This window comes from Streptomyces sp. DSM 40750 (assembly GCF_024612035.1).
Taxonomy (GTDB): domain Bacteria; phylum Actinomycetota; class Actinomycetes; order Streptomycetales; family Streptomycetaceae; genus Streptomyces.
The window spans coordinates 10894028-10910890 of the sequence record NZ_CP102513.1; the positions used below are offsets into that span (position 1 = coordinate 10894028).

Below are 16863 nucleotides of genomic sequence, written 5' to 3' on the forward strand. Positions count from 1 at the left end.
TACTGAAGACGCTATACAGTTTCTAGAACGCGACGGGAGCCGATGCCCGTACGCCCGTCGTCGGGAGGCCCCGTGCCCATCCAGTTCGATGTCGATCCGACTGTCGCTCAACTCGCCGCATCCACCGCCGAGTTCGTGCGCGAGGTGGTCATTCCGGCCGAGCGTGAGTGCGGCGGGTCCGTCCACGACGCCCCCGAGGCGGTGCGGGAAACCCTGCAGAAAGCCGCCCGTGACGCGGGCGTGTTCGCTCCGCACGTACCGACCCGGTGGGGCGGACACGGACTGGACCTGCGCGGGCAGGCGGTGGTGTTCGAAGCGGCGGGCTACTCGCTGCTCGGACCGCTGGCGCTGAACTGCGCGGCCCCCGACGAGGGCAACATGCACCTGCTGGAGAAGGTGGCCACCGACGAACAGAAGCAGACGTATCTGCGTCCGCTCGCCGCGGGCGAGACACGGTCGTGCTTCGCCATGACCGAACCCGCTCCGGGAGCGGGCGCCGATCCCCGCTCCCTGCGGACCACCGCGACCCGGGTTCCCGGCGGCTGGCGCATCGACGGACGCAAGTGGTTCATCACCGGTGCCCACGGGGCGGGCTTCGCCATCGTCATGGCCCGGACCTCCGGCAGCCCCGGCGACCCTGGCGGCGCCACCATGTTCCTGGTCGACGCCGACAATCCCGGCATGCGCCTCGTCCGCGACATCGAGACGCTGGACGAGTCGCTCTTCGCCGGGCACAGCGAGATCGTCTTCGACGAGTGCGTGGTGGGCGAGCAGCAGGTGCTCGGTGCGGTGGACCGCGGCTTCGAAGGCGCCCAGGTCCGGCTCGGCCCCGCCCGGATGACCCACTGCATGCGCTGGCTGGGAGCGGCCCGCCGTGCCCAGGATGTCGCGCTGGAACGGGCAGGCAGCCGGATGGCGTTCGGCTCGGCCCTGGGAGACCTCGGCATGGTCCAGCAGATGCTGGCCGACTCCGAGATCGACATCGAGGCGAGCCGCGCCCTGATCCTGCGTACCGCCTGGGAGCTGGACACCGGCTCCGCAGCCGCCGCACAGCTCACCTCGGTGTCCAAGACCTTCGTGGCGGAGGCGGTGAACCGAGTGGTCGACCGGGCGGTGCAGATCTGCGGAGCCCTCGGCATCTCGGCCGCCGACGCCCCGCTGGCCCGTCTGTACAGGGAGGTGCGGCCGTTCCGCATCTACGACGGCCCGTCGGAGACGCACCGTTTCGCCATAGCGCGCCGCGCGGTGCGGCCCTACCGGCAGCCACGCACGGGTGTCGCCGACGGCTGATGGCGGACGCGGGAGGCGTTCCGGGCCCGTCTCGCCCGGAATCAGCATCCGCGACCGCGCCACTGCGTGCGCCTGGGACCGTGCCCGGCCGCCCGAACCGGCTGGTGCGGCCGCGCCGATCACGCGGAGGGCCGCGCTGACCGAGGGCGCGGCGCCGTTGACCGTGTCATCCCGCTGCCTGCGATCCGGCGGCGTTCCCTGGCCCCATCCCATCCCGCCCCGCGATCGCGGCCAGGTGCCGATGCCGTCGGAGGCAGGCCCTCACGCGTTCTGGCTATGTGCCGGCGGTCCGACTCCACATCGAGTGTCGCCACGGCGGTGACTGCCGGGCGGGGACGCGGATCGAGGCGGCCGTGTCGCCGTCGGCCGTGTTCAAGGGCCCGGCGGCTTCCGGGGTTCTCGGCGCTGCTCGCCGCTGTGCCGGCGGAGTCGGGCGGTGTGGCGGGCGATGTCGTCCACGCGCGCCGCGAGATCGGGGTGGCCGGACGCCAGGTACGTGTGCGTGTCCGCCAGAGGGCCGAGGAGGACGGCGGCGTCGTTGTCGGCGAGGGCGGCGGTGAGCTCGACGAGCGGGGTGCGGGCGGCGGCGGGGAGGTCGGCGAGCGCGGTGATCTGGCCGGCGAGTTGGCGCAGGTCCGCGGCGTTGGCGCGGGCCCAGGCGGTGACAGTGCGGTCGGCGGCGCGGCGGTCGCGGGTGGCCCGCACCCGCTGTTCACCCGTGGACCCCGGGTTTCCGGGCCGCACGCGCAGGTAGCGGCGTTCGGCGGCCTGGCGGCTGGAGACGCCGAGGGGGTGGGCGAGGTCGGCCCAGCTGGCGCCGGCCTCCCGGGCTTCTTCGATCAGGTCCGGTTCCCATTCGGCGAGCTGATCGCGCACCTCGCGGAGCAGCAGGAGCGCGGCGAGTGCCTGCCGCGAGCCGGCCTGGGCGGGTTCGGGCTGCTCTGCGTCCCGCGGTGTCCGGGCGGTGCGCAGGGCCTCGTTGATGGTGGTCAGCGCCGCGGCGGCGAGGAAGGACGTGGGGGTGAGGTCGCGGGGGCGGGGGGCGGGCTGATCGGCGATGGTCATGAACCCTCCAGCACTGTCATCATTTCGACGACTTCCAACTTGTCATCACTTCGATGACATGTTACAACGAGAGCAGGTGAACCGCATTGGCAGGAACGTGCCTGACCCGAACACTGGAGGTGTTTCACGATGTTGATGCGCACCGACCCGTTCCGTGAGCTCGATCGCCTCACCCAGCAGCTCCTGAACACGACCGGCACCTGGTCGCGGCCGTCGGCGATGCCGATGGACGCCTACCGTGAGGGCGAGGAGTATGTGATCGCCCTCGACCTGCCCGGCGTTTCCCCGGACGCGATCGACATCGACGTCGAGCGGAACATGCTGACCGTCAAGGCCGAGCGCCGGCCCGTCACCAAGGCGGACGACGTGCAGATGGAACTCTCCGAGCGGCCTCTGGGCGTCTTCTCCCGCCAGGTCGTGCTGGCCGACACCCTGGACACCGAGCACATCAAGGCGGACTACGACGCGGGCGTGCTGACCCTGCGTATCCCGATCGCCGAGCGCGCCAAGCCCCGCAAGGTCGCCATCGGCGGCGGCTCCGCGCACAAGGAGATCAGCGGCTGAGTCCCCTCCCAGCCGCGACGGAGACGAGGGGACGGCCCCCTACGGCCGTCCCCGTCCTCCCCTCGCCGCCCCACACACGAGGGAGTAGCGATGGCCATGCGATGGGAGGCGTTGCTGGACCAGGTCCAGGAACGCGGCGAGTACAAGAACACCGAGGAAGCCGAGCGGGCGGCCCGCACGGTGCTGGCGCTGCTGGGCGCACATCTCGTGGGCGAGGTACGGGCGGAGCTGGCGGCCCGGCTGCCGGAGGAGATGGCCCTCGTCCTGCTCAACCCGCTCCAGGCACGCGAGCCGCTCTCCCCCGAGCGGTTCGTACGGGCCACCGCGGCGTGGATCGAGGGAGCCACGGAACAGACCGCGGCCTGGGACGTCGGTGCTGTGCTCAGCGTCGCCGCGGACGCCGCGGGCGAAGAGCTCACCCGGCGCATCCTGCTCCAGCTCCCGGCGGGTTACGACCTGCTGTTCGGCTACCCGAAGCGCGTATAGGCCAGGAGCCAGCGACAACCTTCATCCGACCGACCGACCGAGCGACCGAGCGAGCGACCGAGCGACCGAGCGACCGAGCGAGACCGGAAGCCGGCGGCCCCGGCCTCCGCTGCGCGACCCACCTCAGACGAGAAAGGAAACCGCGTCACCGATGTCTTCCCTGCAAGAGCCGTGCCGGCACACCGTGGGCATGACGTTCGAGCAGATGCTGGAAAGAGTGCGGTACGAAGGCGCGTACCCCACCCGCGCACGGGCCGAGGAGGCCGTGCGCGCCGTGCTCGCCGCCTTCGGGCGCCAGCTGACGGGCGGCGAGCGGATGGAGCTCGCGGCCAGGCTGCCGCACGAGGCCGCCGTCATCTTCACATCAGAGGCCCCCGCCGCCGAACCCCTCACCGGCTGGGGCTTCGTCAAGGACCTGGCGTCCCGCACCGGCGGCACGGCGGCCACCACCCGCTGGGACGCCGGTACCGTCCTGCGCACCGTGGCCCGGCTCGCCGGCGAGGAACTCCTCAGCCGTGTCCTCGCCCAACTCCCCTCCGGCCACGCCCTGCTGTTCGGCCGCGCCGAACTCACCCAGGCGGCCTGACGCGCGCGAAAAGGTCCACGGCTCCGGAACGGTGACACCGCATCCGCACGCGACCGCAACCTTCTCCCGCAACGGGACTCCCGTTGATCGTCTTGCTCAGCACAAGTTGATCCATCAGGACGTCCCGTTGCGCCTTTCACCAGGGCTTGACGTACGACTCACAGCACAAACGCGACGGTGTCGAGGTCAGGGCAGCACGATGATCTTGCGTCCCTGGCCGGCGGCGAACTGGTCCAGTGCTTGCGGATACTGCGCGAGCGGCAGCCGGTCGCTGATGAACACCTGCGGATCGAGCACCCCGGTGCCGAACAGTTCCGCAGCGCGCTCGAAGCTGTGCAGCACCGCCATGGAGCCGGTGATGGTGATCTCCTGGTTGTAGATGCGGTACGGCGAAATGGTGGCCGTTGTCGCGTAGTCGGAGACGCCGAACTGAAGGAATGTTCCGGCCTTGGCGACGCGTTCGAGGCCGTCCTGGATGGCGGCGGCGTTGCCGGTCGCGTCGATGACCACGTCCCAGCCGCCCGTCCGCCCCAACTCCTCGGCGGAGAGCGCCGCCTGTGAACAGCCCAGCTTCTGGGCCGTCGCCAGCCGTTCCGGGTTGACGTCCACGACATCCACCGAGGAGGCGCCGGTGCGCTTGGCCAGCTCCAGCATCATCAGGCCCATCGTGCCGGTGCCGTAGATCAGCACATGGGAGCCCATCCTGGCGCTGAGCACGTCGTAGCCGCGCACGGCGCAGGACAGCGGCTCGATCAGCGCCGCGTCCTGGACGTCCACATGGTCCGGCAGCCGTACACAGTTGGCGACGGGCGCCACGGCGAACTCGGCGGCCCCACCCGCCACGGTCACGCCGATCGCCGCCCACCGGTCGCAGAGGTTGTTGCGTCCGACCCGGCAGTAGCGGCACTCGTTGCAGTAGAGCGAGGGGTCCACGGCGACCCGGTCGCCGATCGCGAGTTCGGTGACCTCGCTGCCGAGGCCCACGACCTCCCCGGCGAACTCGTGGCCCGGCACGACCGGCAGAGTCGGTGCGAACTCGCCCTGCAGGATGTGCAGATCGGTCCCGCACAGTCCGCAGGCCGCCACATCGACCACGACCTCGCGCGGCCCGGGAGTGGGGTCGGGCACCGTGGCGACGGTGACCTTGCCGGGGGCTTCGATGACAGCGGCTTTCACTTGACTGCTCCTAGGGACAGGCCGCGGACCAGTTTGTCCTGGGCGGCGAAACCGGCGATGAGGACCGGCAGCGAGACCAGCGTGGCGGCGGCGCAGAGCCGGGCGAGGAAGAGGCCCTCGTTGGTGATGAAGCCGACGAGGAAGACCGGCGCGGTCGATGCCGTGGTCGCGGTGAGGTTGACGGCGAAAAGGAATTCGTTCCAGCTGAAGATGAAGCAGATGAGCGAGGTGGCGGCGAGTCCGGGCATGGCGACCGGTGCGACGACCCGCCACAACACGGTGAGCAGGCCCGCGCCGTCGACCTCGGCCGCCTCCAGGATCTCCTTGGGGACCTCGGCGAGGAAGGAACGCATCATCCACACCGCGATCGGGAGGTCCATGGCGGTGTAGAGGATGACGAGCGTCCACACGTTGTCGAGCATCCCGACGTCCTTGACGATCAGGTAGATCGGCAGGAGGGCGGCGATCGCCGGGAGGAACTTGGTGGAGAGGAAGAAGAACATCACGTCGGTCCACTTCTCGACCGGCTTGATGGACAGCGCGTAGGCCGCCGGAACCGCGAGGGCGAGGACGAGGAGCGTCGAAATGACGCTGGCCATGGCCGAGTTGAGGAGGAAGGGGGTGATGTTCCGGCCGAACAGTGTCTCGTACTGCTCGAAGGTGAACGGGGCGAAGGGGGTGGGCGGGTTGGTCGCCGCGTCCGCCTCCTGGTGGAAGGAGGTGAGCACCATCCACGCCACCGGCGCGAAGAACGCCAGCGTGGCGAGCCAGGCGACGAAGGTCCACAGGGGAGAGAGCCGTGGCGCGCCGCCGTGGTCGTCGCGCCGACGCAGAAGCTTCTTCAGCCTCGCCCCAGGGGCGGTTGCCGCGTACGCGGTCATCGGGACACCTCCTCGCGGAACAGCGACGCGATGGTCCGCAGCGCGAAGGTCGCGATCACGATCGAGCCGAGGACGACGACGACACCGGCGGCGGCCGCCTCGCCGTACTCGTACTTGCGGAACATGGTCAGGTAGATCTCGTAGGGCAGGTTGGTGGTCTGCTTGCCAGGGCCGCCCTGGGTGATGGTGTAGACCGCGTCGAAGGTCTGCACGACGTAGATCGTGCCGAGCAGGACGCCCAGCTCGATGTACTGGCGCAGGTGCGGCAGCGTGATGTGGCGGAAGGTCTGCAGCGCCGAGGCCCCGTCGACGCGGGCGGCCTCCAGGACGTCGCCGGGCTGCGCCTGCAGGCCGGCCAGGAGGATCAGCATCATGAACGGCGTCCACTGCCACACCAGGGACAGCACGACGGCCGGCATGGGGAAGTTCGACACCCAGTCGATCGTGGGGCCGTGGTCCGCGCCGAAGAACTGGTAGACGGCGTTGAGGGTGCCGTTGAGCAGTCCGTAGTCGGGGTTGTAGATGGCGTGCTTCCACAGCAGCGCCGCCGCGACCGGCATGACGAGGAACGGGGCGATGAGCAGCGTGCGTGCCAGGCCCCGGCCGGGGAACCTGCGGTCGAGCAGCAGCGCCAGAGCCAGACCGAGGACCACGCTGATGACGACCACCGACGCGGTGAGCACGACGGTGTTGAGCACCGCCGCGCGCAGTCGCCCGTCGGTGAAGACGATCCCGTAGTTGGACAGGCCGGTGAAGTGCCTGTCGGCCGGTTGCAGGATGTTCCACTGGAAGGTGGAGATGACGAGGGTGGCCACGAAGGGCAACTGTGTGACGACGACGGTGAAGATCAGCGCCGGGAGCAGCGGACCGCGCCGCCGCCACTTGCTGATGGCGGTGGACGTGTGTGGGCGCACGCGAGGTGGTGCCGTCCTGGATGGTTCGATGAGCGTGGTCATGAGGGTTCCCTTGGCCGGTGACGGCCGGGTCGTGGTCGGGTGCCCGGCCGGCGCATGAGGCCGGCCGGGCACTTCCGGGTCACTGGTGCTTCGCGGCGACTTCCTCGGCGAGCTTCTGGCCGTCGTTCAGCGCCTTGTCGACGCTGGTCTGGTCGGCGATTGCCGCGGAGATCTCCTGGGTCACCTTGGTCCCGAGGTCCTGGAACTCGGGGACGGCCACGAACTGGATGCCCACCGTGGGCCTGGGCTGGACGCCCGGGTTGGTGGGGTCGGCCTCCTGGATGGACTTCAGGGTGATGTCGCCGAAGGCCGCGGCGGCCTTCTCGTACTCGGGGATCTCATAGGTGCTGGCCCGCTTGCCGGCCGGGACCCGCGCCCAGCCCAGCTTCTCGCCCACGAGGTTCTCGTACTTCTTGCTGGACGCCCACAGCATGAACTTCGAGGCGGCATCTGCCTTCTTCGTGGTCTTCGGCATGGCCCACGCCCATGTCCACAGCCAGCCGCTGCTCTTGGTCTCCACCACCGGCGCGTAGGCGTAACCGACCTTGCCGGCGATCTTGCTGGACTTGGGGTCCTCCAGCGATCCGGCCGCGCTGGTCGCGTCGTACCACATCGCGACCTTGCCCTGGCCCATGGCGTTCAGGCACTCGGTGAACCCGGCCTGTGGGGCACCCGCCTCACCATGCTTGCGCACCAGGTCGACGTAGAAGTTCGTGGCCTCCTTGAACTTGGCGCTGTTGACCTGCGCCTTCCAGTCCTCGGTGAACCAGGTGCCGCCGAAGGTGTTGACCATCGTCGTCAGCGGCGCGCCGAGCTCACCCCAGCCCGGCAGGCCGCGCAGGCAGATGCCCTTCATCCCCGGACGGGCGCCGTCGACCTTGGCGGCGGCGTCGGCGACCTGCTGCCAGGTCGGCCGCTCGGGCATCGTGATGCCCTTCTCCGCCAGGACCTCCTTGTTGTACATGAGGAAGGAGGACTCCCCGTAGAACGGCAGGGCGTACATCTTGCCGTCCGCGCCGGAGAGGGACTGCACCATGGGCTTCAGCAGGTCGCCCTTGTCGAAGGCGGAGTCCTTGTCGGCGTAGGAGTCCAGCTCGTGCAGCCAGCCGTTCTCGTGCCAGACGGGCACCTCATAGGCGCCGACGGTGGCGACGTCGTACTGACCGGCCTGGGTGGCGATGTCCTGGGTGACCTTGTCGCGCAGCTCGTTCTCGGGAAGGATCGTGAAGTTGACCTTGATGCCGGTGTCCTTGGTGAACGTGCTCTTCGTCAGTTCCGCGATGTCCTCCATCTGCGGATTGCCGACCATCAGCACATTGATGCTCTCCCCGTCGCCGCCGGAGCCGGTGGAGCCACCCGCTCCGCTGCAGGCGACCAGCAACGAGCCCGCGGCCGTGGCCGTGACGAGGACATGGGTCATTCTTCGTGTGCGCATGACTGCTCCAGAGGATGTTCGAGGGCATGGGGAACCAGGCCCCCGGCCTTGCGGGGGTGGGACATGGAGAGGTACTGCGGCTCAGGCCTGGATGACCTGGGGACCCAGCAGTGAGTAGCGGTGGGCCTCCGCGGCGGGCAGCCCCGCGTCGGTGACGATGGCCTCGAAATCCGTGACATTCGCGAATCGGCAGAAGCTCACGGCGCCGAACTTCGTGTGGACGCCCGAGAATATTCGGCGTCTGGTGACCCGCATGACCTCGGCCTTCACCTCGCTGACCGCGGGATCGGGGGTGGTGAGTCCGTACTCGCGGGAGATGCCGTTCGCGCCGACGTACGCCAGGTCGATGACGAAGCCGGACAGCATGTGGGTCGCCCAGTGGTCGACCGTGGCCAGGGTCCCGCCGCGCACCCGGCCCCCGAGCAGCAGCACGGTGATGTTCTCGGCGGAAGCCAGGTCGCCCGCGGTGGCCAGCGAGGAGGTGACCACGGTCAGTGGGCGGTCGCGGGGGAGAGCGGCGGCGATGAGCTGCGGGGTGTAGCCCTCGTCGATGTAGATGGTCTCGGCGTCCCCGAGCAGTCCGGCCGCGGCGACCGCGATCCGGGACTTCTCCGGGACGTGCATGGTGGTACGGAAGGCGAGCGTGGTCTCGAAGCCCGCGCTCTCCACGGGATGGGCACCGCCATGGGTACGCCGGACCAGCCCGTGCTCCTCCAGTACGTTCAGATCGCGCCGCACGGTCTCCTTGGAGACCCCGAGGTCGGCGGCGAGCTTTCCGACATCCACGGATCCGGTACGGCGTGCCGTTTCAAGGATTCCACGTCTGCGTTCATCGGCGTCCACGGCGACACCTCCGTTTCACGGCTCCGCATGTTCTGCCGGCCTGCGTCGGCTGTTTCCCGGAGCCCTGCCCGTTCGGGCCCTGAGGCAATTTCTACAAGTCAGCCGCCCTGCTGACCAGGTTCGCCGTAGAGCACTTCATGACCGAATGTGCCCGTTCTCCGAAGCCCACAGGCCCAGGACGATGCGGTGGAGGGGCTCCATGCGCGGGAGGCCGCTGCCCGCTCGCCCGCCGGGCGTGCCCGTTCGCTGCCCGTTTCCCCGGACGGATCCGGACACCGGCCCAGGTTCCGGCACTCGCAGCGGTGATCGGAGCGAGTGCCGAACCCGTGCGCTCAGCCTGCGTGGGGGCATTGCCACGGGGGATCGGCACGGGCTCCCAGGGCTGTGAGCAGGGTCGTACGGTGGACGGCATCACGTCGGGCAGGGAGAGGGGACCGACGGCACGGAGGCGGGCCGTTCCATGAGGCGGGCCGTTCCATGTGGGGGCAGGGGCAGGGGCAGGGGCAGGGGCAGGGGTAGGGGTAGGGCAGGGTCGAGGGCCGCACGGAGAACGAGCTGCCGACGATGCCGTTCCACGCCGACATGATCCGGCCCGGGTACATCCGGCCGCAGCCGCGGGGCGGCATCCGCTCCAGCGCAACGGCTTCGCCGGGCATCTCGGCTTACTGGAAGGCCGGGACGACTTCCTTGATGAACAGCTCCAGGGACTTGCGCTTCGCCTCGTGCGACATGCCGTTGTCGATCCAGAAGCTGTACTCGTCGACGCCGAGTTCCTCATAGGCGCGCAGTCGCTCGATGACCGCGGCCGGGGTGCCGATCATCGCGGTCTCGCGCAGCGACTCCGGCTGGAACTCCGGACGGCCCTCGAACTTCGACTCCGGGCTGGGCGGCAGGAACCCGTTCTGCGGGGTGGTCTTGTTGCCGAACCAGGCGTCGAAGGTGCGGTAGAAGCGGTTGATCGCCTCCGCGGCCGGGCGCCAGCCGTCGGGCTCGTCAGGGGAGTGGACATGCGTGTGCCGCAGCACCATCAGGTCGGGACGCGGCACTTCTGGATGGTTCGCCACGGCGGTGTCGAACTTCCGCTTGAGGTCGACGACTTCCTCGTCGCCCTTCATCAACGGGGTGACCATGACATTGCAGCCCTGCGCCACCGCGAAGTCGTGGGAGGCGGGGTCGCGCGCGGCGATCCACATGGGCGGGGCGGGCTGCTGCACCGGCTTGGGCACGCTGGTCGACGTCGGGAACTGCCAGATCTCACCGTCGTGGGCGTAGTCGCCCCGCCAGAGCGCCCGGACGGCCGGCACGAGCTCACGCAGGTGCTTTCCGCCGTCGGCGGCCGGCAGCCCGCCCGCCAGCCGGTCGAACTCGAACTGGTAGGCACCCCGCGCGAGTCCGACCTCCATCCGGCCGTTGCTGATGACGTCGAGCAGCGCGCATTCACCGGCGACCCTGAGCGGGTGCCAGAACGGGGCGATGATGGTCCCCGCGCCCAGGCGGATCGTCGAGGTCTTCGCGGACAGGTGGGCGAGCAGCGGCATCGGGCTGGGGGAGATCGTGTACTCCATCGCGTGGTGCTCCCCGATCCACACGGTGCCGAACCCGCCGGCCTCGGCCATCAGAGCCAGCTCGGAGAGGTTCTCGAAGAGCTGCCGGTGGCTGACCTCCGCGTCCCAGCGCTCCATGTGCACGAACAACGAAAACCTCATGACTGCTCCTCCGCTTGTGCTGTGGCGGCGTCCATCTCGGCGAGGGTGACGTCACCGGTGGCCCAGTGCGTCCTGGGGACCTCGTGGACGACGACCCGGATGTACTCGGGCCGTGTGTTCACAGTGCGCAGGACCGCGGCGTGCACCTCGTGGATCAAGTCCCGGAGCTGCGCCGGCGTGCGGCCCTCGGCGAGGGTGATGGAAACCTGTGGCATGTCAGCTCCGCATGGTGAACGGGTCGGCCACGGGCTCCTCGCTGGTGTTGATCCAGACACTCTTGAGCCGCGTGTACTCCAGAATCGTCTCGGTGCCGTGCTCGACGCCCACGCCGCTGCTCTTGAAGCCCTGACGCGGTGACATCGGGGACATGGCCCGGTAGGTGTTGACCCACACGGTCCCGGCATCCAGGCGCGCCGCCATCCGGTGCGCCCGTGCGAGGTTCGTCGTCCACACGCCGGCCGCGAGACCGTACTCGGTGTCGTTCGCCAGACGTACGGCCTCCTCCTCGGTGTCGAACGGCATGATCGCCAGGACGGGGCCGAAGATCTCCTCGCGTACGACGCGCATGCTGTTGTCGACGTCCACGAGGACGGTCGGCTCGTAGAAGTAGCCGCCGAGGCCGCCGTCGGTGGCACGTCCACCGGTCAGCACCCGGGCGCCTTCGCCGCGCCCGAGGTCGACGTACCCGGCGACCTTGTCGCGTTGGCCTTCGAAGGCCAACGGGCCGAGCTCGGTCTTCTCGTCCAGGGGATCGCCGATGACGATGGTCCTGGCGCGTTCCGTGACTCGTTCGAGAAGTTCGTCGTAGACGGACCTGTGCGCGAACACCCGGCTGCCGGCGATGCAGGTCTGTCCGGCGGCGGCGAAGATGCCGGCGACGACGCCCATCGCGGCGTTCGGGATGTTCGCGTCCTCGAAAACGATGTTGGGAGACTTGCCGCCGAGTTCGAGCGTGGAGCCGATGAAACGGCTCGCCGTCGCGGCGGCGATGCGTGCCCCGGTGGCGGTGCTGCCGGTGAAGGAGATCTTCGCGAGGTCGCGGTGGTCGACCAGGGCCTGCCCGGCCTCGGCGCCGAACCCGGTGACGACGTTCACCGCACCCGGCGGGAAGCCCGCCTCGATGGCCAGGTCGGCGAGCTTGAGCACCGTCGCCGAGGTGTACTCCGAGGGCTTGATCACGACGGTGTTGCCGGCGCAGAGCGCGGGCGCCAGTTTGCTGCTGGTCAGCGTCAGCGGAGAATTCCAGGGCGTGATCGCTCCGACCACACCGAGGGGCTCCCGGGCTGTGTAGTTGAGCACTCGCCGGTCGGAGGTGGGGATGAAGTCGCCGTGGATCTTGTCGGCCAGCCCGGCGTAGTAGTAGTAATACTCCGGCAAGGTGGCCAGCTGCCCGCGCATCTCGCGCAGCAGTTTGCCGTTGTCCTGCGTCTCCATGCGGGCCAGGTCTTCGGCGTTCTCGGCGATCAGATCCCCGAGGCGGCGCAGCAGGTGTCCGCGTCGTGTCTGACTGAGGTCGCGCCAGCGCGGGTCCTCGAAGGCCTGCCTCGCGGCGGTCACAGCTCGCTCGATGTCGGTGGCGTCCCCACGTGCTGCCCGGTAGAGGACCTCGCGGGTGGCCGGGTTCGTGCTCTCGAAGTACTCGCCCGACGCGGGCTCGACCCACGTCCCGCCGATGAAGTGCCGCAACGTGGTGAGCTCAGACATGTGCGCACTCTCCGATGAAGGTGGTGAGGGAGTCGACGAACGCCTCGGGGCGCTCGACGGGCAGCATGTGACGCGCCTGGGGGATGACCTCCGCACGGCAGTCGGGAAGCGCCGCGGCGAGCCGGTGGGTCATCTCGGGGGTGGACCCGGGATCGTTCTCGCCGGTCACCGCCAGCGCGCGTACGGCGATGGCGGGCAGGTCCGGTGCGATGTCGGCGTCCGCCGTGGCGAACACGCGATAGCAGTTGAGGAAGGACCCGACGTCGTTGGAGAGCAGTGTGGCCTCGGTGCGGGCCACCCGGTCGGGGCCGACCTCCGTACCGGCGTACCACCGCTTCAGGGACGCGGCCGCACTCGCCGTGAAGTCGGCCTCCGCGGCGCGCAGCCGGTCGCGTACGGACGCCCGCTCCTCGGCCGTACGCTCGCACACCGAACTGACCGAGGTCAGCGTGGTCACCAGCTCCGGGCGGTGCAGCGCCACATGCTGGGCGACCAGGGCGCCCAGCGAGAATCCGACCAGGTGCGAGCCCGCCGGGATCTCACCGACCACCCCGTCGGCCAGATCTGCGAGGGTCACCCCGTCGCTCACCGGCGGGCGGGTGCCGTGGCCCGGCAGGTCGGGGGTGATCACGGTGAAGCGGTCGGCCAGGAGCGCGGCGGTGGGCTCCCACATGGTGTGGTCGAGCCCGACGCCGTGCAGCAGCACCACGGTCGGCTTGCTCATGAAGACCTACTGCTCGGTCGAGAGCGGCGCCAGACGCTGCTGGGGGCGCCCCTGGGCCGCGGCGGCAAGCGCGATGACGATCTCGTTCGGGTGGGGGGCGTCGCTGATGCGGACCTCGATGCTCTGGTGGTGCGAACGGATCGTGGCGTCGGTGATGTGCTTCAGCGGGATGTCGAAGACGATGCCGACGGGCCCGCGCTTCTCGACCGCGGGCAGCAGGGTGGTGGCGCCCGCGGCCTTACGGAAGTGGTCGCCGAACTTGAGTGTGTGGATCAGTGCCGAGCCATGCTCGATCTCACCGTCCAGGCCGACGATGGCCGCCTTGCCGTACGCCTCGGCGGGAGCGTCGAGTGCGTCGAGCACCGCCGGGGCCAGCAGCGCGCCGAGATCGGAGGCGTTCGCTTCGATACCTGGAGCGAGGTCCTCGACGAAGCCCTGACCGGCCCACGGGTTCTCGATCACCGCTGCGACCACGGCGACGCGGGCGGGGCGATCGACCGCGCGGCCGCCTTCGGTGCGGATCTCCTCGACGACGGTCACGATCTTGCGGACGTTCATGAGGGAACAACCTCCAGGCTTTGGGCGGTGACAACAGGGTCGGTCATGCGGTCCCCGATGCGGGGGTGCGGGCGCGGCCCCGTCGACGCGGCGGCGATGACGACGATCTCGTCCGCACGCGGGGCGTCGGAAACACGGGCGCTGATGGTCTGGTAGTGACTGCGAGTCGCGGCATGCGTCTTGTGCCAGAGCGGGACGATCAGCGTCTCGCCGGCCTCGGCGCGGGTGTCGGCGAAGCAGATGACCGACTCGCCGTGGAGGAACTCCCTCACCAGGTTGCCGAAGTACGGGGTGTGGATGAGGGCCCCGGCGTGCTCGATCTCGCCGGTCGCGCCGACGATGGCGGCCTTGCCGAACGATTCGATCTCGTCCGCACCGCCCAGGGAAGCGACGAGCCGATCGGTCAGCAACCTGGCGAGGACCGGGGCTATGCGCTCCTGCTCCATGGACAGATCAGCCGAGGGGCCGGTGCCCACCCACGGGTTCCGTATGACCGCGGCGACGCTGGCTCGCCGCGCGGGCTGCGCGGGGGCGTCGCCCGCCTCGGTCAGGACGACGTCGCGGTAGAGCACGAGCTTGCGGAGACCGATGCTCTCGTCGAGGTGATCCATGCGCTCTTGCATGGCACAGGACGATAGGCGTCGCCTCTGGTGTGGGTCAAGGGGGACGGCTGGAAGGGTCGCCGTATCCCGCGTACCTCCCTATCGCGACCGGTCACATCCATGTGACCTGGGGTTATTGGTGACACTGGAAGTGGGGGCATGATTCCGCGCCATGGAACTCTTGACGCTCCATCTGTGACGTGCCTTACTGCTTCTTGTATGCCAGACCAGATGGCCATCGGGCCCCCGGACCCAAGGAGTTCCATGTCCAGTCACCTTGGAACGGACGCGGAAACGACGCCCGCGACGCCGTCCGGGAGCAGCGGGGACAGCACCGCGGAGGACACAGGAGCCGGCCACGACGACGGCGGAAGGCTCGGTTCCGTCTTCTGGACCTCGCTCGGTGTCTCCGCCGTCTTCGTAGCCTGGGCGGTGCTCTTCACGGACAACCTGAACAAGGTCACGAACACCTCGTTGAACTGGGTGACGGCCACGTTCGGCTGGTCCTACCTGGTGGTCACGCTCGCCATCCTGGTCTTCCTGGTGTTCCTGGCCTTCAGCCCCGCCGGCGACCTCCGACTGGGCAAGGACAGCGACCGTCCGGAGTTCTCGACGCTCACCTGGTTCGCCATGATTCTCAGCGCGGTCATGGGCATCGGACTTGTCTCGTACGGCGTCGCCGAACCGATCTCCCACCTGGCGACGCCACCGCACGGTCTCGCCGAGCCGAACACACCGGCGGCAGCGGTGCGCGCCCTGCAGTACTCCTACTTCGACTGGGGCCTGCACGCCTGGGCGATCTTCGCCGTCTTCGGTCTGGCCATCGCGTACTCGACGTTCCGCAAGGGCCGGCGCACCCTGGTGAGCCAGTTGTTCGTGCCGCTGCTCGGTGACCGCGTGAACGGGCCGATCGGCAAGGCGATCGACGTGCTCGCCGTGTTCGCGACGCTCTTCGGCACCACGACATCCCTCGGCCTGGGAGCTCTTCAGGTCAACAACGGTCTCGGTAGGTTGTTCGGAATCCCGGTCAACTCGGTGAGCCAGGTGCTCATCATCGCCGCCGTCACATCGGTCTTCACGCTCTCGGCGGTGACCGGTGTCAGCAAGGGCATCAAGTTCCTGAGCCAGGGCAGTTCGCTGCTGGCGGTCGCGCTGTTCGTCTTCATGCTGATCGTCGGCCCGGCCGTGTTCATCGCGAACCTGTACATCGAGTCCATGGGCCAATGGGCCACCGACTTCTTCCGGATGAGCCTGCAGGGCACGGCGTTCGGCGGGCTCGAGTGGATGCAGTGGTGGACCTATTTCATGATGGCCTGGTGGGTCTCCTGGGGCGCCTTCGTCGGTGTCTTCCTGGCCCGTATCTCGCGTGGCCGCACCATCCGCGGCTTCATCATGGGCGTCCTGGCCGTGCCCAGCGTGGTGTTCTTCACCTGGTTCACGGTCTTCGGCGGCACGGCGATCCACATCGACCTGTTCGAGGACGGCGACATCGCCAAGCAGACCGCGGCCGACATCAACAGCGCGTTCTTCGCGACCCTCGACCACTTCCCGCTCGCCGGGGCCACCTCGGTGATCGCGATCGTCCTGGTCGTGATGTTCTTCGTCTCCGGCGCGGACGCCAACACCTACGTGCTGTCCATGATGACCTCGGACGGATCGCTCACCCCGCGTCGTTCGGTGCTCGTCCTCTGGGGTGTCCTCACCGGTGTCACCGCCGTCGTCCTCATGCTCGCCGGCGGACTGAACGCCCTTCAGAACACCGTCATCGTGACGTCCCTGCCGTTCCTCGCGATCATCGCCGGTCTGGCGGTGTCCTTCTGGAAAGAGCTGCGTGCCGACAGAAAGGAGAAGCTCGATGTCGCACTCTGACGTCCGTCGTGGGCTCATCGAGAAGGTGTGGGCCGCGGCCTGGGGCCAGGGGGACGTCGATGCCCTCGACGCGCTGCTGAGCCCGGCGTACCTCCGCCACGGCGGGGACCCGCACCCGCAGGACCTGAACGCCTTCAAGGCCGCGATCGTCTCGACCCGAGCGGCCTTCCCGGACCTGGTCACGACCATCGACGACATCGTGGTCGAAGGCGACAGGGCCGCGATCCGCTGGCACAGCAGCGGAAACCACGAGAACGCCTTCCTCGGTGTTCCTCCCACCAAGCGGCAGATCGAGGTCAGCGGCGCCACGTTCGCCCGCTTCGAGGGGGACCGGATCGTCGAGGAACACGTGACGTGGGACCCCCGGGCGCTGCTCTCGGCGCTGGGCGTCATCCGGGTGGGACAGGACTGACGACAC

The 16863-nt window shown here is 69.1% G+C and carries 18 protein-coding genes; 6 read left to right on the top strand and 12 right to left on the bottom strand.

Annotated elements, in window-relative coordinates:
• Positions 1 to 72 precede the first annotated feature (72 nt).
• Positions 73 to 1290: an acyl-CoA dehydrogenase family protein gene (locus JIX55_RS47600; protein WP_257561664.1), complete on the top strand. Its 1218-nt coding sequence runs from the start codon at positions 73 to 75 to the stop codon at positions 1288 to 1290.
• A 372-nt stretch (positions 1291 to 1662) separates the two neighbouring features.
• Here the strand turns inward: JIX55_RS47600 and JIX55_RS47605 are convergent, their stop codons facing one another.
• Positions 1663 to 2355 carry a type III effector protein gene (locus JIX55_RS47605; RefSeq protein ID WP_257561663.1) on the bottom strand — a complete coding sequence of 231 codons (693 nt, stop codon included), beginning with the start codon at positions 2353 to 2355 and terminating at the stop codon, positions 1663 to 1665.
• 129 nt (positions 2356 to 2484) lie between these two features.
• On the opposite strand from JIX55_RS47605, the gene JIX55_RS47610 reads away from it, so the two are divergent.
• The 3 genes from JIX55_RS47610 to JIX55_RS47620 all read left to right on the top strand — a co-directional run bounded on the left by JIX55_RS47610 (position 2485) and on the right by JIX55_RS47620 (position 3991).
• Complete coding sequence (locus JIX55_RS47610) at positions 2485 to 2919, top strand: Hsp20/alpha crystallin family protein (protein WP_257561662.1); 435 nt, start codon at positions 2485 to 2487, stop codon at positions 2917 to 2919.
• A 90-nt stretch (positions 2920 to 3009) separates the two neighbouring features.
• Positions 3010 to 3405, top strand: a complete 396-nt coding sequence (locus JIX55_RS47615) for a DUF2267 domain-containing protein (RefSeq protein ID WP_257561661.1) — start codon at positions 3010 to 3012, stop codon at positions 3403 to 3405.
• Between the two features lie 151 nt (positions 3406 to 3556).
• Positions 3557 to 3991 carry a DUF2267 domain-containing protein gene (locus JIX55_RS47620; protein ID WP_257561660.1) on the top strand — a complete coding sequence of 145 codons (435 nt, stop codon included), beginning with the start codon at positions 3557 to 3559 and terminating at the stop codon, positions 3989 to 3991.
• 186 nt (positions 3992 to 4177) lie between these two features.
• Here the strand turns inward: JIX55_RS47620 and JIX55_RS47625 are convergent, their stop codons facing one another.
• The 11 genes from JIX55_RS47625 to JIX55_RS47675 form a co-directional block, all read right to left on the bottom strand.
• On the bottom strand, positions 4178 to 5167 hold the full coding sequence (locus JIX55_RS47625) for a zinc-dependent alcohol dehydrogenase family protein (protein WP_257561659.1): 990 nt from the start codon (positions 5165 to 5167) through the stop codon (positions 4178 to 4180).
• Entirely contained in the window at positions 5164 to 6048 is an 885-nt protein-coding gene (locus JIX55_RS47630) for a carbohydrate ABC transporter permease (RefSeq protein ID WP_257561658.1), read from the bottom strand. The genes JIX55_RS47625 and JIX55_RS47630 overlap by 4 nt, the downstream gene beginning before the upstream one ends.
• On the bottom strand, positions 6045 to 7004 hold the full coding sequence (locus tag JIX55_RS47635; RefSeq protein ID WP_257561657.1) for a carbohydrate ABC transporter permease: 960 nt from the start codon (positions 7002 to 7004) through the stop codon (positions 6045 to 6047). Before JIX55_RS47635 ends, JIX55_RS47630 begins: the two co-directional genes overlap by 4 nt.
• A 79-nt stretch (positions 7005 to 7083) precedes the next feature.
• Positions 7084 to 8439 carry an ABC transporter substrate-binding protein gene (locus JIX55_RS47640; protein ID WP_257561656.1) on the bottom strand — a complete coding sequence of 452 codons (1356 nt, stop codon included), beginning with the start codon at positions 8437 to 8439 and terminating at the stop codon, positions 7084 to 7086.
• An 81-nt stretch (positions 8440 to 8520) separates the two neighbouring features.
• The gene (locus JIX55_RS47645; protein ID WP_257561655.1) at positions 8521 to 9282 is read right to left on the bottom strand and encodes a DeoR/GlpR family DNA-binding transcription regulator; all 762 of its coding nucleotides are present in this window, start codon (positions 9280 to 9282) and stop codon (positions 8521 to 8523) included.
• A gap of 662 nt (positions 9283 to 9944) precedes the next feature.
• The gene (locus JIX55_RS47650; protein WP_257561654.1) at positions 9945 to 10988 is read right to left on the bottom strand and encodes an LLM class flavin-dependent oxidoreductase; all 1044 of its coding nucleotides are present in this window, start codon (positions 10986 to 10988) and stop codon (positions 9945 to 9947) included.
• Positions 10985 to 11203: a tautomerase family protein gene (locus JIX55_RS47655; RefSeq protein ID WP_257561653.1), complete on the bottom strand. Its 219-nt coding sequence runs from the start codon at positions 11201 to 11203 to the stop codon at positions 10985 to 10987. The genes JIX55_RS47650 and JIX55_RS47655 overlap by 4 nt, the downstream gene beginning before the upstream one ends.
• 1 nt (position 11204) lies before the next feature.
• Entirely contained in the window at positions 11205 to 12692 is a 1488-nt protein-coding gene (locus tag JIX55_RS47660) for an aldehyde dehydrogenase (RefSeq protein ID WP_257561652.1), read from the bottom strand.
• On the bottom strand, positions 12685 to 13416 hold the full coding sequence (locus JIX55_RS47665; protein WP_257561651.1) for an alpha/beta fold hydrolase: 732 nt from the start codon (positions 13414 to 13416) through the stop codon (positions 12685 to 12687). Before JIX55_RS47665 ends, JIX55_RS47660 begins: the two co-directional genes overlap by 8 nt.
• A gap of 6 nt (positions 13417 to 13422) precedes the next feature.
• Positions 13423 to 13974 carry an amino acid synthesis family protein gene (locus JIX55_RS47670; RefSeq protein WP_257561650.1) on the bottom strand — a complete coding sequence of 184 codons (552 nt, stop codon included), beginning with the start codon at positions 13972 to 13974 and terminating at the stop codon, positions 13423 to 13425.
• On the bottom strand, positions 13971 to 14597 hold the full coding sequence (locus JIX55_RS47675) for an amino acid synthesis family protein (RefSeq protein WP_257561649.1): 627 nt from the start codon (positions 14595 to 14597) through the stop codon (positions 13971 to 13973). The genes JIX55_RS47670 and JIX55_RS47675 overlap by 4 nt, the downstream gene beginning before the upstream one ends.
• Positions 14598 to 14840: 243 nt before the next feature.
• Here JIX55_RS47675 and JIX55_RS47680 point away from each other — a divergent pair, with 243 nt between their 5' ends.
• Together JIX55_RS47680 and JIX55_RS47685 are read left to right on the top strand one after the other, a co-directional pair.
• Complete coding sequence (locus tag JIX55_RS47680; protein ID WP_257561648.1) at positions 14841 to 16445, top strand: BCCT family transporter; 1605 nt, start codon at positions 14841 to 14843, stop codon at positions 16443 to 16445.
• Entirely contained in the window at positions 16432 to 16857 is a 426-nt protein-coding gene (locus tag JIX55_RS47685) for an ester cyclase (protein WP_257561647.1), read from the top strand. The genes JIX55_RS47680 and JIX55_RS47685 overlap by 14 nt, the downstream gene beginning before the upstream one ends.
• Positions 16858 to 16863 lie beyond the last annotated feature (6 nt).

What these genes read in the sequence shown, in the direction of transcription:
- JIX55_RS47660 (WP_257561652.1), bottom strand. Translation starts at nt 12,692, where the DNA reads ATGTCTGAGCTCACCACGTTGCGGCACTTCATCGGCGGGACGTGGGTC.
- JIX55_RS47675 (WP_257561649.1), bottom strand. Translation starts at nt 14,597, where the DNA reads ATGCAAGAGCGCATGGATCACCTCGACGAGAGCATCGGTCTCCGCAAG.
- JIX55_RS47605 (WP_257561663.1), bottom strand. Translation starts at nt 2,355, where the DNA reads ATGACCATCGCCGATCAGCCCGCCCCCCGCCCCCGCGACCTCACCCCC.
- JIX55_RS47680 (WP_257561648.1), top strand. Translation starts at nt 14,841, where the DNA reads ATGTCCAGTCACCTTGGAACGGACGCGGAAACGACGCCCGCGACGCCG.
- JIX55_RS47615 (WP_257561661.1), top strand. Translation starts at nt 3,010, where the DNA reads ATGGCCATGCGATGGGAGGCGTTGCTGGACCAGGTCCAGGAACGCGGC.
- JIX55_RS47685 (WP_257561647.1), top strand. Translation starts at nt 16,432, where the DNA reads ATGTCGCACTCTGACGTCCGTCGTGGGCTCATCGAGAAGGTGTGGGCC.
- JIX55_RS47635 (WP_257561657.1), bottom strand. Translation starts at nt 7,004, where the DNA reads ATGACCACGCTCATCGAACCATCCAGGACGGCACCACCTCGCGTGCGC.
- JIX55_RS47640 (WP_257561656.1), bottom strand. Translation starts at nt 8,439, where the DNA reads ATGCGCACACGAAGAATGACCCATGTCCTCGTCACGGCCACGGCCGCG.
- JIX55_RS47655 (WP_257561653.1), bottom strand. Translation starts at nt 11,203, where the DNA reads ATGCCACAGGTTTCCATCACCCTCGCCGAGGGCCGCACGCCGGCGCAG.
- JIX55_RS47670 (WP_257561650.1), bottom strand. Translation starts at nt 13,974, where the DNA reads ATGAACGTCCGCAAGATCGTGACCGTCGTCGAGGAGATCCGCACCGAA.
- JIX55_RS47665 (WP_257561651.1), bottom strand. Translation starts at nt 13,416, where the DNA reads ATGAGCAAGCCGACCGTGGTGCTGCTGCACGGCGTCGGGCTCGACCAC.
- JIX55_RS47630 (WP_257561658.1), bottom strand. Translation starts at nt 6,048, where the DNA reads ATGACCGCGTACGCGGCAACCGCCCCTGGGGCGAGGCTGAAGAAGCTT.
- JIX55_RS47650 (WP_257561654.1), bottom strand. Translation starts at nt 10,988, where the DNA reads ATGAGGTTTTCGTTGTTCGTGCACATGGAGCGCTGGGACGCGGAGGTC.
- JIX55_RS47620 (WP_257561660.1), top strand. Translation starts at nt 3,557, where the DNA reads ATGTCTTCCCTGCAAGAGCCGTGCCGGCACACCGTGGGCATGACGTTC.
- JIX55_RS47610 (WP_257561662.1), top strand. Translation starts at nt 2,485, where the DNA reads ATGTTGATGCGCACCGACCCGTTCCGTGAGCTCGATCGCCTCACCCAG.